Annotated in this window: 11 protein-coding genes; 9 read left to right on the top strand and 2 right to left on the bottom strand. The window is 65.4% G+C overall.

Annotated elements, in window-relative coordinates:
• Positions 1–33: 33 nt before the first annotated feature.
• The 3 genes from IEV64_RS14310 to IEV64_RS14300 all read left to right on the top strand — a co-directional run bounded on the left by IEV64_RS14310 (position 34) and on the right by IEV64_RS14300 (position 3,578).
• Positions 34–1,224 (top strand): PQQ-binding-like beta-propeller repeat protein, encoded by a 1,191-nt coding sequence (locus IEV64_RS14310; protein ID WP_188424194.1) that lies wholly within the window; start codon positions 34–36, stop codon positions 1,222–1,224.
• The gene (locus tag IEV64_RS14305) at positions 1,214–2,470 is read left to right on the top strand and encodes an outer membrane protein assembly factor BamB family protein (RefSeq protein ID WP_188424193.1); all 1,257 of its coding nucleotides are present in this window, start codon (positions 1,214–1,216) and stop codon (positions 2,468–2,470) included. The genes IEV64_RS14310 and IEV64_RS14305 overlap by 11 nt, the downstream gene beginning before the upstream one ends.
• 97 nt (positions 2,471–2,567) lie before the next feature.
• Positions 2,568–3,578, top strand: a complete 1,011-nt coding sequence (locus IEV64_RS14300) for a HEAT repeat domain-containing protein (protein WP_188424192.1) — start codon at positions 2,568–2,570, stop codon at positions 3,576–3,578.
• Between the two features lie 30 nt (positions 3,579–3,608).
• Here the strand turns inward: IEV64_RS14300 and IEV64_RS14295 are convergent, their stop codons facing one another.
• Positions 3,609–5,783 carry a hybrid sensor histidine kinase/response regulator gene (locus IEV64_RS14295; protein WP_188424191.1) on the bottom strand — a complete coding sequence of 725 codons (2,175 nt, stop codon included), beginning with the start codon at positions 5,781–5,783 and terminating at the stop codon, positions 3,609–3,611.
• A gap of 854 nt (positions 5,784–6,637) precedes the next feature.
• Between IEV64_RS14295 and IEV64_RS14290 the strand changes: the two genes are divergently transcribed.
• Complete coding sequence (locus tag IEV64_RS14290) at positions 6,638–7,699, top strand: zinc-binding dehydrogenase (RefSeq protein ID WP_229722652.1); 1,062 nt, start codon at positions 6,638–6,640, stop codon at positions 7,697–7,699.
• A gap of 86 nt (positions 7,700–7,785) precedes the next feature.
• On the opposite strand, the gene IEV64_RS14285 is transcribed toward IEV64_RS14290, so the two are convergent.
• Positions 7,786–8,625, bottom strand: a complete 840-nt coding sequence (locus IEV64_RS14285; RefSeq protein ID WP_049920474.1) for an aldo/keto reductase — start codon at positions 8,623–8,625, stop codon at positions 7,786–7,788.
• 142 nt (positions 8,626–8,767) lie between these two features.
• On the opposite strand from IEV64_RS14285, the gene IEV64_RS14280 reads away from it, so the two are divergent.
• From IEV64_RS14280 to IEV64_RS14260, 5 genes are all read left to right on the top strand, one after another.
• Positions 8,768–9,574, top strand: coding sequence for an aldo/keto reductase (locus IEV64_RS14280; protein ID WP_188424190.1), 807 nt, complete (start codon positions 8,768–8,770; stop codon positions 9,572–9,574).
• A 512-nt stretch (positions 9,575–10,086) separates the two neighbouring features.
• On the top strand, positions 10,087–10,431 hold the full coding sequence (locus IEV64_RS14275) for a cupin domain-containing protein (RefSeq protein ID WP_188424189.1): 345 nt from the start codon (positions 10,087–10,089) through the stop codon (positions 10,429–10,431).
• A gap of 170 nt (positions 10,432–10,601) precedes the next feature.
• Complete coding sequence (locus tag IEV64_RS14270) at positions 10,602–12,170, top strand: ABC transporter substrate-binding protein (protein WP_188424188.1); 1,569 nt, start codon at positions 10,602–10,604, stop codon at positions 12,168–12,170.
• Positions 12,171–12,195: 25 nt separating this feature from the next.
• Positions 12,196–13,146, top strand: coding sequence for a carbohydrate ABC transporter permease (locus tag IEV64_RS14265; protein ID WP_188424187.1), 951 nt, complete (start codon positions 12,196–12,198; stop codon positions 13,144–13,146).
• Entirely contained in the window at positions 13,143–14,021 is an 879-nt protein-coding gene (locus IEV64_RS14260; RefSeq protein ID WP_188424186.1) for a carbohydrate ABC transporter permease, read from the top strand. The genes IEV64_RS14265 and IEV64_RS14260 overlap by 4 nt, the downstream gene beginning before the upstream one ends.
• Positions 14,022–14,035 lie beyond the last annotated feature (14 nt).

Here is a 14,035-nt window from a genome sequence, read left to right as displayed (position 1 = left end):
GAGTATTATCAGCCGGACCACACGTCCTCGCTGATGCCCTCCTATTCGAGACGCGACGCGCTGAAGGCTCTCCCGGCGCTCGCCGCCGGTCTCGCCGGCTGTGCGAGCCTCACGGGCCGCGACGACTCGCTTCCGATGCCGACCGCGTGGACGGCGGGCGTGCGGACTCCGACCCGCACCCTGCGCCCGCCGTCCGGCCCCCTGCTCGTCGGAACCGGGAGCCCGTTTCACGCCGACCCGATGGTGTCCGCGCTCGACCCCGAGACCGGCGAGGAGCGCTGGGCGATGACCGGCCGGAAGGGCTACCGGTCGCCGCTCGGCGTCGACGACCAGTATGCGTACCTGTTCTCGAAGGCGGGACGGGCCACGGCGGTCGATTACGAGGCGGGCGAGCGAGCGTGGAACACTGGGTTGACGGGCGTCGATAGAGCCGACCCGGGCGTCGTTCAGTACCCGCCGGTCGTCGCCGACGACACCGTCGTCCTCCCCATCTCGGGCACCGAAAACGACGTGGTAGACCGACTGCTCGGGCTGTCCCGCGAGGACGGCGAGCGGCGTTTTCGCGCCGAACTTCCGGCGTCGCTGGCCGGCGCGCCCGCGTCCGCACCCGCCGGCGACGGCTCCCAAGCCGGCGTCGTCGCGCCCATTCTGGACGGAACAGTTCGCCGGTTCGCCACCGATGGCTCCGAATCGTGGCGCGTCGACGTGGGCCCGTCGCCGTCGTCGGTGGCGGTCGCCGGCGACACCGTCTTCGTCGGGAGCGCGACCGAGGAACTGTTGGCGCTCGACGCGGCGACCGGCGAGCTTCGGTGGCGCGGGTCGCTCCGAAACACCGTGTTCGCCCGGCCGCTCGTCTCCGACGGCCGCGTGTACGTCGGCGGCGCGGACTACTTCCTGTACGCCTTCGACGCCGAGACGGGAACCCGACTGTGGCGGCGCGAACTGGCCGGCCCCGTGACCTGCGGACCGACCCGCGTCGGCGACCGACTGGTGACCGTCGTGGGGTCTGACCTCCTCGTCCGGGGGCACAGCGGGACCGTCCCGTTCGAACCGACCGCGCTGTACGTCCACGCGACCGACGGCACCCTCCTCAGCGAGTACCGGTTCGAGGGCTACCTCGACGGCGGCACGGTGAACTGGGCCGTCGCCGCCGGCGACGGCGTCTACGTCGGACAGGAGTGGCAACTCGCTCGGCTCGGCGCGGAGGTGCTCGATGCCGAGTGAGCGTCCGGAGCGGACGGGTTCGGCCGGAAGCCGGGAGCAAACCGTCACCCGCCGCGAGGTGCTCGGGACGCTCGCGGCCGTCGGCTCGCTCTCCGTCGCCGGCTGTAGCTCGATTCCCGGACTCGGCGGGAGACGACCGGTCTGGCGACGCGATATCGACGGGGCGTTCATGGCCGGCCCGCCCGCCGTCACCGACGAACTGGTCCTCGCCGGGATGCAGGACAAGGCGCTGTACGGCCTGCGACGCGAGGACGGATCGACCACACTCCGGTTCGAGACGGGCGGCCCGATAGAGACGCGACCCGTCGCTCCGCCGTCCGGCGGCCCGTACCACGTCCACAGCACCGACGGCGACCTCTACGCCGTCGATGCGGCGGGCGAGGAACTGTGGCGCGACGAGGGCACGGCGCGCCGGGCGCGACTCGTCCGCACCGGGTCGCTCGTCGCCGAACTCGACTTCGCGGGCTCCGAGAACACGCTCACGGGCTACGACCCGCAGACCGGCGACCGACGCTTCGAACGGGCGGTTTCGTCGTACTTCCTCGACGGCGTCACCGACGACTCGTTCGTGGTGCCCGTGCCGGCGGGCGGGAGCGAATCGCGCGTCGTCTCGCTCTCGCCGGCGGACGGGAGCGTTCGATGGCGGACCGAGCCCCGGCGGTGGTATTCCAACGTGGCCGCGGACGTCCGACTCGCCGCCGCCGCGAGAGACGGGACGCTGACGGCCTACGAACTCTCCGACGGGAGCGTTCGGTGGCACGTCCCCATCGGCGACGTGGGGCGGACGATGGTGCTCGGGTCGCAGACGTACCTCACCCGCGACCGGGAAGACGGGCGGCAGGAACTGCTCGCGTTCGACCGGGAGACGGGCGAGCGCCTGTGGGCGAACCCCACGGGCTACCAGATTCGGGCGGTCGAGGCCACGGACGACGCGGTGTTCGTCGGGAGCCGCGTCGACGACCCCGACGGCGGGATTCTCGGCCGAGTCGACTGCTTCGGCCTCGACGGGACGCGGCGGTGGCGGACCGTGACCGGGCTCCCGTCCCTCGACTCGCTCGGCGTCACGGACTCTCGCGTCGTCGCCGGCTGGGACCGGGGCTTCGAGGTGCTTTCCCGGGAGTCGGGCCAGACGCGGTGGTCGTACGAACCGGACTCGCACAGCCGACTCTCTCTCCGCGTCGAGCCGTCGTCGGTGTTCGTCTCGTACGTCGGCGACGGCGCAGTCGCGCGGTTCCCGCTGGACTGACTCCGCGTTCCCGGCCCCTGCCCTGATTCGACGACGTACTCCCCACCAACTTATTGCCGTGCCGAGGGGATACTGCGCCAACGAGGCACACGAACCGATGGACGACACACGCCGCGCGTCTCCGCTGAAGCGCCTCGTCGAATCAGTCGAGACCCGAGCCGACGAGGAGGTGAGCGACTCTCTCGGGGCGCTCCGGACGGCGTCGGCCGAGGACCGCAAACAGGCCCTCCACGAGCTTCGACGCCTCGCCGACGACCGGCCGATCGCGTTCGAGTCGTTCCTCCCCGCCGTCACGCCGTTTCTCACCGACGACGACCGCGCCGTCCGGCTGTTGACCGCGAAGGCGCTCGTCGCGGTCGCGGAGGCCGCTCCCGATGCGGCCGCTCCCGCGGTTCCGGCGCTCGCCGAGCGCCTCGCCGACGAAGACGAGTTCTACTACGTCCGCGCTCGGTCGGCCGAGGCGCTGGGCTACGTCGCGCTCGAACACCCCGACGCGGTCGCCTCGCCGGAGATGCTCGCGGACCTCCGCGTCGGTCTCTCGTTCGACGAACCCGAGGTGAAACAGAAGCTGGCGAAGGCGCTCGAATGCGTGGCGCTCGGCGACCCCGGTCGACTTCGCCACCGCGTCTCGACGCTCGTCGAACACCTCGACGACCCGGACGTACTCGTCAGATACCACCTCTGTACGGCGATGGCGGCCATCGGCTGTGACGCCCCGGACTCGCTCGGCGCGGGTCGGTCGGCGCTCTCCGCTCGGCTCGCCGACGAGAACGCCTTCGTCCGGGGGCGCGCCGCCGAGGCACTCGGGCTGTTGGCCCGCGAGCGCGGCGAGTCGGTGACGGTTCCGGACTCGGTACTCGATACGGAGTCAGACGCGGCGGCCGAGTTCGTCGCCGAGCGGGTCCGCTTTCTCCGGGCGTCGGGTGACGGCGATGGCAGTGACTCGCCGGCCGACGGCGTCGGGACGCTCGCCGGCGTTCGAGACACGACCGCGTCCGCGGTCGCCGAGATTACGTCGCCCGACGCGGACGGGGAGTGTCCCCATTGCGGTGTCGACCTCCCCGAGGGAGCGCCGCCGATGTGTCCGAGTTGCGGCGTTCCGTACTGAGTTGACCGTCTCGCCCTCCGTGCGCCGTGTTCACGCCCGGCCGTCGGCGAAGTCGACGCCCGTGATTTCGAAGCGAGTGCCTCCCTCGGCGGACTCGGTGACGCGGACCTCCCAGCCGTGGGCTTCCGCCACCTGCTTGACGATGGCGAGACCGAAGCCGGTCCCCGAGCGCGAGGTGGTGTACCCGGCCTCGAAGACCGTGTCGAGGTGGTCGGCCGAGATACCGTCGCCGTCGTCGGCGACGTAGAAGCCGTTCGGGAGGTCGCCGACCGTCACCGTCACGCCCGGGCCGCCGTGCTCGACCGAGTTACGGACGAGGTTCTCGATGAGTTGCTGGAGCCGGCTCCGGTCGGCGACGACGGTCGTCGTCAGGTCGTTTCGGAGGTCGGCGTCCGCCGTCTCGACGGTCCGCCAGCAGTCGTCGACGAGCGACGACAGCGCCACGGTTTCGCAGTCGCCGACGTCGTCGCCCTCGCGGGCGAGCGTCAGCAGGTCGTCGATGAGGTCACCGATGCGGTCGAGCGCCTCCGCGGCGGTGGCGAGTCGGTCGCTGTCGTGTTCCTCGCGCGCCAGCTGAACGTTGCCGGTGGCGACGTTCAGCGGGTTCCGCAGGTCGTGGCTGACGACGCTGGCGAACTCGCTCAGCCGCTCGTTTTGCCGCTGGAGCTGTCGTTCGCGCTCGCGCTGTTCGGTCGTGTCGCGGTACATCCAGAGGTGGCCGGTCCCCTCGGGCAGTTCGATGGGTTCGTAGCTTCGGGCGAGCGTCCGGCCGCGCGCCAGTTCGACCGACTCGGAGTAGTCGGATTCGGACCCGGATATCAGTTCGTCGACGCGCTCGACGAAGCCCTCGGGGTCGGTGGTGAGTTCGCCGGCCTCTCGCGCCAGTTTCCGACAGTCCGCGTCGACGAGCTCCGCGGGTGACGCCTGGATATCGAACAGTTCGAGCAGTCGGTCGTTGACCGCGAGGACGGTCCGGTCGCTGTTCTCGGCGAGGACCCCGACCGGGAGCGCCCCGACGAGCGTCGAAAGCAGGACGTTGGTCCGTTCGAGTTCGTCTTCGTGGTCGACGCGCTCGGAGATGTCGCGGCTGATGGCGACGAAGCGGTCCTCGCCGGCGAGGTCGAGCCGGCGGACGTGGACCTCGACCGGGAACGTCGAGCCGTCCTTGCGGGTGTAGGTGCCCTCGATCCGCCGCCTGTCGCCTTGCTCCATGTCGTTCCAGATGTCCGTGGCTCGCTCGGCGCCCAGCGTTCGGTCCAGGTCCCAGACCTTCATCTCGGTGAGTTCCGCGGCGCTGTAGCCGGTCGCCTCGCACAGTTGGGGGTTCGGGTCGAGGATGTCGCCGTCGACGTTGTGGACGTTGACCATGTCGGGCGACTCCTCGAAGAGCGCGGTGACCCGCGCCGTCGTCTCCCGGAGTCGCGCCTCGCGCTCGATGCGCTCGGTCACGTCCTGAAACAGCGAGAAGACCGCCACGACCTCGCCGTCGTCGTCGGTGACGACGCGGTTGTGCCACTCGCAGTGGATGTGTTCGCCGTCCTTTCGGACGTTCTCGTCGACGCTGTGGTAGCCGCCGGTGTCCGTGGCGAGCTGGTCCGTGACGGTGTCGACGTTGTCGTAACTGCCTTCCGTGACGATGGCCTCCCAGGTGTGGCCGCGCAGTTCCGCCTCGGAGTAGCCGAGAACATCTTCCGCACGCTCGTTGAGGCCGACGATGCGGAAGTCGCTGTCGTACTCTAAGACGCCGAGAGGCGACTGTTCGATGAACAGGGAGAGCCGTTGTTCGCTCGCCTCGAGCGCGCGCTGTGAGCGGTACTGTTCGACGGCGTTCTCGATACGGTTGGCGAGGACGGTGTACTGGCTGGTCCCGTGTTCCTTCTGGAGGTAGTCGGTGACGCCCGCGGAGATGGCGTCGCTCGCGACCTCCTCGCTTCCTTTGCCAGTAAAGAGGATGAACGGGAGGTCTGGGGCGTCCTCGCGGAGGGCTTCGAGGAAGTCGAGACCGTCGAGGCTTGGCATGTCGTAGTCCGAGACGACGCAGTCGAACTCCTCGTCGGCAAGTCTGTCGAGTCCCGCCGCCACCGACGTTTCGGTCTCGACCCGGAACCGGTCGTGCATCCGTTCGAGGAACGCGGCCGCCAACTCCGCGAAGGCCTCGTCGTCGTCGACGTGCAGGACGGCCACCTCGTTCACCGTCTCACTCATAGCTGTTCTCCGTGAAAGTTCGACGGGAGATACTTAACCGTGACTGGCCGGCCGCTCAGTCGGAGACGCCGACGTTTCGCCTCGGTGAACTGTTCGCTCGACTCGCGGGCGGTCCCGGATATCCGGACGAGTTCCACCACCGGCGTCTCGGACTCGTCGCCCCGACGGTTGCGGTAGATGGTCGTTTCGCTCGCGCATGCGGTCGAACTTTCACCGCCGGACGGGCGACGTAGCGACGGCGTTCGACGTCGAATCAATATTATCAGTATACGATTATGTATAGTTAAATATACGTAAAATGACTATTATTCGGCTCGGTTTTCCTCGGCGTGTTCGGCGCTGGTTCACGTTTCGTGATACCCGCGTTACGACAGAGGCCTGTGCGGGTCGAACTCACTTTCGGGGTTGCGTGAGGCCGACGAGACGACTTTCACGGGATAGTTTATCTCGACTCAGATTGGCGCGTGGGCCACCTTTCGACCAGAATCGTGGGTGAAAGGGAGTCGTGACGGCCTCTGTCGCGGCGGACGGTCGGGGCTGGTATCCATCGAGACGAATCGGGTCTCGCCGACGCACCCCCTCCGAACCACGCCCGTTTGAGTGTCGCTCGTCTCCGACGACACACGGTTGACGAGGCGGCGCTTGTCTCCAATACTATCAGATAACAGTATTATATATGTGTCTGTCTGTTTCGCCCCGAAAAGCGACGAGCGAGCAAGTGAAACGGCGCGGGCGTCACCCCAACTGTTCTCGCTCATTCGTCGCGTACTCGCCCCGCCTGTGGTCTGGCGTCCGCGATACTGGGATGACATCCCCGTACAACTATACTAATTGCCAGCAATCACCATGGTACGATGCGCGCAGTAACTTTCACAACTCCCGGTGAGCCGCTCGAAATTCGGGAGGTCGACGAACCGGGACTAGACGAGGCGGGTGTCATCGTGGAGACGGAGGCGTGCGGAATCTGCCGAAGCGACTGGCACGCGTGGCAGGGCGACCCGCTCTGGGAGTCTCGGGATTTCGACGACGGACACGTCTTCGGTCACGAACCGGCCGGCGTCGTCGTCGAGGTCGGCGACGAGGTTGAACACGTCCGCGAAGGCGACCGAGTGACAGTCCCCTTCAACCTCGGCGACGGGACGTGTCCGTCCTGTCGTTCGGGTCGCTCGAACGTCTGCGATAACCGGGTCCCGCTCGGACTCGCACCCGAGGCCAACGGGGCCTTCGCCGAACGATTCCACGTGCCGTGGGCGGATTACAACGTCGTCCAGCTCCCGGACAGCGTCGCGTCGGTCGAAATGGCCGGTCTCGGCTGTCGGTTCATGACCTCGTTTCACGCTCTCGTCCACCGCGCAGACGTCACCGCGGGCGATTGGGTGGTCGTCTACGGCTGTGGTGGCGTCGGCCTGTCCGCCGTTCACATCGCCGACGCGCTGGGGGCCAACGCCGTCGCCGTCGACCTCTTCGACGAGAAACTGTCGTTTGCGCGCGAACTAGGCGCTGTCGAAACGCTCAACGCAAACGACCTCGCTGACGTTCCGTCGGAGGTGCGAGGGCTGACAGACGGCGGCGCTCACGTCTCGGTCGACGCCCTCGGAATCGCCGAAACGTGCCAAAACGCGGTCAAGAGCCTCCGAAAGAGAGGTCAGCACGTGCAAGTCGGACTCACGTCGAACGAGGAGGGCGGCGAGGTCGCGCTCCCGACGGACCGGATGGTACTCGACGAACTCCAGTTCATCGGTGCGGTCGGGATGCCTCGACCGCGGTACGACGAAATCTTCAGAATGATGGACCGTGGTGCGCTCGAACCGGCGGCAGTGATATCCGAGACGGTGTCTCTCGACCAGACCCCCGAGATACTGGCTTCGATGACGGACTTCGACACCGTCGGAATCCCAGTGATTGACACGTTCTGACGGCGGAGCGCGAACCGAGGTGCTGGCAAACGCGCCCTCCGTGCGCCACACCGACAACAGAGCCCACCTTCGTCAGGCCGAATCGACTACTCTGGAATCCCGTACACCTCCCGAGACCAATCTCGTTCGAGCGTATCGTAGACCGGTTGGTTCCGGTCCAACTCGTCGATACGTCGTTGGTCTTCCGTATCGAGTTCCCAGTCGAACAGCGCACCGTTTTCGGCGATGTGCGTCGCGGAACTCGATTTCGGTAGGACGACGATGTCCTTCTCGACGGCCCACTTGAGGACGATTTGCGCGGGAGATCTGTCGTACGTCTCTGCGATATCCTGAATCGTCGAATCTTGGAGCACCTTCGTCCGCCCGAGCGGTGCGGCCGCTTCGACGGCCACCCCGTTCGACTGGCAGTAGTCGACCAAATCGCGCCGCTGGAACCACGGATGGAACTCGATCTGATTGACGGCGATGGGGACGTCGGTGACGTGCAACGCGTTACTAAGCTGATAGCCGCTGAAGTTGGATACGCCGACGTTGCGCACCTTCCCGTCGTCGGAGAGCGTCTTCATCGCGTCGAGCGTCTCTCGGAGCGAAATCGCCGGGTTCGGCCAGTGAATCAGATACAAATCGAGATAGTCGGTGCCGAGTCTGTCGAGCGAGTTCTCACACGACTCGATGACGCTCTCGTAGTTGAGGTTCGCCGGCAGTACCTTCGACGTGAGAAACAGGTCTTCGCGGTCGTAGTCCGCGAGCGTCTCACCGATTTCGCCCTCGTTTTGATATCCCTCGGCCGTGTCGACGTGGGTGTAGTCACCGTCGAGTGCGGCGCGTACAGACGCGCGAACGGTCGCGCCATCGATATCCCACGTTCCGAGGCCGACCTTCGGAAGGTCGTCCCCGCTTGGAAGTCTGACAGTCAAACTCGTCATCGGACCGTACATTCGTCCGCCATCGTATCAATCTACCCCAGCGCGCGGAGACGAGACTCCCCGCTCCGGATTCGTCCCGGTGGGCCGGCGGGGGCACGCCGACGGCGAAAGAGTTTACTTGCAGATACGGGTGATACGTCGTATGGTATCACCTCTGCCACCAATCGGGCTCGGAACGTGGGAAAACGACGACCCGACGCAGTGCGCCCGGTCGGTCCGGACCGCCATCGAACTGGGGTACAGACACGTCGACACCGCAGAGCACTACGGGAACGAATCGGCCGTCGGCGACGGCATCGAGGAAGCCGACGCGCCTCGTGACGAGCTGTTTCTCGCCACGAAAGTCCACCCGATAAGCGGTGGGCTGACCCACGACGAAGTCCTCGAGGAGGCCGACGCGAGCATGGAGCGACTCGGCGTCGACTATCTCGACCTCCTGTACGTTCACTGGCCGGTCGGGGAGTACGAGGCCGACGAAACCCTCGGCGCGTTCGAACGCCTCGTCGAAGCGGACCGCGTCCGACACATCGGCGTGTCGAACTTCGACGTCGACCTCCTCGACGAGGCCCGCGAGGTCCTCGAATCTCCGCTTTTCGCACACCAAGTAGAGATGCACCCGTTTTTGCCGCAACGTGAGCTCGTCGAAGACGCACAGCGACGCGATTACACGCTCGTCGCGTACTCGCCGCTCGCGCGCGGCGAGGCTCTCACGAACGCGACCATCCGTGACATCGCCGAACAGTACGGGACGTCGCCCGCGCAGGTGTGTCTCGCGTGGGTGACGAGCCACGAGAACGTCGTCGCGATTCCAAAAGCCACCTCCAGCGCCCACCTCGAAGACAACCTCGGTGCCGCCGCGCTCGAACTGGACGACGAAGACGTCGCCCGCATCGACGACATCGAACGGCGCACGCGCTTCGTCGAGCGCGACGGTGCGCCGTGGCAGTGACCCCTCCGGCGGTCGCCGCAGAGATACTGAGAGACGGTTGCATCGGAGCCACCGGCTTCGTCGTCGGGAGCGTCGACTCCTCCGATTAGCGGCGACGCCAATCGGTCGACTCCCCCGTACGCCATCTCTGAGACCCGTCTGTCTCCGGGGAGGAACGTGGAACGACTGTTCGAAACTCCACTCCGGCGGGGGTAGTGGCGTGCCGGCTGGTCGGTGTGCGACGAGAGCGAACGTGCTCGCTGTTCACCGCGAGCACGTCGAGAGACGCATTACAGGCGTACTCGTGTAATCGTTCGAGGACTGAGGCCCTCCGTGTTCGATGATAGTAAACCGCGATACGGCGAGCGGCGGCCACGCGGAGCGTTCACAGCTACGGTTCGCTCCGCTACTCCGGGGAACGGCGCTATCGACGCCGTCGCGTCACTCCGTGGGAACGTTCAGTCGTGTCGAACGTGACTCGAACGCACCGAACACGGGGGACTGGTTAAGTCCATGCCGTACGAGACGCTCGTATGGACGTTCAATCGATGACGGACGACGGCGAGGAGGTTCTCGACGGGGTCCACCTCGCACAGCTTGCGACGGGGCGTCAGGGCAGTGTTCAACACTTCCGTATCGAGTCGGGCGCGCTCGTCGGAACGCACAGCCACGAACACGAACAGATCGGATGGGTGTCGTCGGGGGAGTTGCTGTTCACGGTCGACGGCGAAGAGTACCTCGTCGGGCCGAACACCTCCTACGTCATTCCCGGAGCGGTCCCACACTCGGCCGAGAACCGCGGCGAGGTCGACGCCGTCGGTATCGAAGTGTTCTCACCGCCGCGGGTGACACCGCCGTGGGAGGGTGACGACGAGTAACCGAACTCACACCCGAAACTGACCGACGCGACCCCGCGGACGAACCCGCGTGAGCCGAGGCGCGATACCGGATTCCGGTCGCTTTCGTCAGGTCGATATCGCCTCCTCCGGACATACGTCAGTAAAAATATGCATAGTTTTTTGTATATGCTTGTGTCATGAGTTCTCGTATGACATCCAATCAGGATGACGATAGCCCAAGCCGCAGAGATATTCTGAAATACGGGGGTCTCGCCGGTCTCGCCAGCCTCGCCGGCTGTATGGGCGGCGGTGGCAGTCCCAGTGGGGGAGGCGGTGGCGGCGGTACCAGTGAGGGCGGCTCCGGCGGATTCATGGAGGAAGCCCGTTCAATCGGCTTCACAGACAACTGGGAGGAGCGCCGACTGACGACACTCGACGAGTGGCCCCTCGAACAGCGACAGGCGATTCCCGAGGAGGGCCAACGCGCCGATTCGAGCGCGTGGGCCGAGTCCGAGGCCGTCCAGTCCGCCCCGTGGAGCCCCCCGGAGGGATGGGACGAAACGGCGGCCGGAGAGATCGACGAGATTCAACTCCTCAACTTCGGCTCGCTGGAGTACGACCCGGGGACGGCGGCGGCACACGGGATGTTCGAGGACCGAACAGGGATAACGATAAACCCCCTCGAAATCACCGTCGACCAGGCGATTCCGAAGGAGACGGCGTTCCTGCAGGCCGGTGAGGGCGAACCCGAGGGATTCCAAGTCGTCGTGGCCGACTCGCTGTCGTCGTTCGCACAGGCGGACCACCTCCAAGCGGTCGACCCGCTTTTCGGTGAGGACTCGATGTGGGAGCCGATTCAACCCGTGGCCCAGCAGACGATCAACTACGACGGGAACCTCTGGGGCGGTCCCGCCTACCTCGAGGGCGATCTGGTCCACGTCAACGTCGGCATGCTCGAAGACCAGGGCGTCGACCAGGCCGTCATCGACAAAATCACGAACGGCGAGTGGTCGTGGGACGACCTCGAGACGTGCATGGAGGCGTTCGAGGGAACCGACGCGTACGCGTGGGCGTACCGGGGCGCATCGCGGACGTACACGATGCGCGACTTCAACAAGCACTACTACCAGGCCGGCGGCGAGTTCGTCAACGACGACGGCTCCGTCACGGTCAACGACGAGGCCGGCTACTACGCCCTCGGCAAGATGGTCGAGTGGCTGGACAACGGCTGGGTCCCCGAGTCCGTGGTCAACTTCGGACAGGGCGACCTGGCCGACGGCTTCACCTCCGAACAGTTCGCGATGGTCCCCGTGTACGGCGACCTGACCGGACAGGCCAAGAGCCAACTCGGAGACGCCTACACGCCGACGCTCACCCCCGAGGGCGGTTCCGACGCGCCGAACCCGACCCGCGCCGGACTCGCTTCACCGAACGTGATGGCCATCAACTCGAACGCCTCCGACGCGGCCAAACTGGCCGCGATGGTGTACCTCGACGCGCGCATCTCCCAGCCCACCGCGTGGTGGGAGTTCGTCGTCGAGGGGAACCAGTCGTGGCACAAGCGCGTGTACGACGAAGCGGCCGAGACGGGTGCCGCGCTCTACCCCGAGATTCGCGGTCAACAGGCAAATCTCAACAAGACCGAGGTGTTCCCGCAACAGCGCTCTATCAAACAGCGAATCAGCCAGGAGTGCCAGCAGGCCATCGCCGGATCGAAGTCCCCGGAAGAGGCGCTGGACGCCGCACAGGGATTCATCGACACGGTCCTCGGGCAGTAACCAACGCGGCTGAATCTCAGTTACCATGTCCCTCGAATCAGAAACTAGCTTCACAATACCCGAGACGAAATACGAGCAGATACGGTATCGGGCCTCCCAGTTCGCAAACGACCATATCCTCCTGGTGTTGCTGGGCCCCGCGATACTGGCAATTACGGCCATCTTCGTCTACCCCGTCTTCTATCTCTTTCGGCAGTCGCTGTACCTGACCATCCCGGGTTCGGTCGAGCGGTTCGTCGGGATTCAAAACTTCGTCACCATGTTCCAGCGGGCGTCGTTCTGGGATTACTTCCTGAACACGCTCATCTACTCGTTCGGGTCGCTGGTGATTAGCCTCGGGACCGGTCTCGTTATCGCGCTGGCGATTAACCACGTGACCCACTCGAAGCTCCGAGACGTCTACTCGACGCTGTTGATGTTCTCCTGGGCGATTCCGCTCGCGGTCGTCGCCCTCATCTGGAAGTGGATGTTCACCGGCAACCAGCTCGGGTTCTTCAACATGGCGTTGATGGACCTCGGTCTCATCTCGTCTCCCATCTCCTGGCTGGCGACCCAGGAGTTCGCCATGCTCGCCGTCACGCTGACCGACGCGTGGGCTCGGATGCCGTTCGCGATGTTACTCCTGTTGGCCGGGTTGCAGTCCATTCCGGAACACATGTACGACGCGGCGAAGGTCGACGGCGCGACGACGTTCCAGACCTTCCGCGCTATCACCGTCCAGTATCTCCGCCCCTACATCGCCATCGTCGCGCTGATAAACTGGATGTTCGCGTTCCGCGCGTTCGCCGTGGTCTTCCCCATGACCAAGGGCGGCCCCGGAACGTCGACGACCATCTTCAGCATCCACATCTACCGCGAGGGGATGATTAACTTCAACTACGGCTACGCGTCGGCAGTCGCGGTGTTCATCATCGGGATTACGCTCGTCGTCGCGACGTTCTACGTTACCAAGGTCATGGGAGGGATGGAAGAATGAGCAACGCAGACGAAGGCCACGAACGACTCAGCTACGAGACGCGACAGGGGTTCTGGGACCTACTGGAAAGCCCGAAAGTCATCCACTTCGTGTTGGCTATCGCGGTCCTGACCGTCATCGTTCCCATCTTCTGGGAGGTACTGACCTCGCTGAAGACCAACGAGGCGGTCTACGACCTCACCTACTTCCCGCGGAACCCGACGCTCTCGTCGTACTACGAGGTGCTCATCGGAGAGAGCTACTGGCGGGCGGTGGTGAACAGCATCATCATCTCGACGTCGACGACGATTGCCGTCATCGTGCTCGCTGTCCCGGCAGGGTACGCGTTCAGTCGATACCGGTTCAGGGGCGACAACGTCCTGTTCATCGGGGTGTTGTTCTCCCGCCTGTTCCCGCCCATCGGCCTGATCGTTCCCTACTACCAGATCATGTCGTGGCTCGGCCTGCTGAACTCGCTTCCAGGCATCATCATCGCACAGGTCTACCTGTGGTTGCCGCTTATGATCTACATCATGCGGAACTTCTTCATGTCGATTCCGACGGACCTCGACGAGTCGGCGCGGGTCGACGGTTGCACGCAACTCCAGGCGTTCCGGAAGATAGCGCTCCCACTGGCGCTCCCGGGCGTGGCCGCGAGCGCAATCCTGACGTTCCTGTACTCGTGGCGGGAGTTCCTGTTCTCGCTTATCGTCACGACGGACCTCAGTTCGATGCCGATTTCGGTGGCGGTCTACCAGTTCGTCGGCGACGTCTCGGTGCAGTGGGCGTCGCTGGCCGCGGCAAGCGTCATCGCAATCGTCCCCACCATCCTCGTCGTGGTGTTCTTCCAGCGGTACATCGTCAGCGGACTGACGGCCGGAGCACTGAAAGAATGACTAATCAGAACCAA

Source organism: Haloferax sulfurifontis, from assembly GCF_014635105.1.
Lineage (GTDB): Archaea > Halobacteriota > Halobacteria > Halobacteriales > Haloferacaceae > Haloferax > Haloferax denitrificans.
The sequence above is the reverse complement of the archived record's forward strand: the minus strand, read 5'-3'. Positions and strand labels throughout refer to the sequence as shown.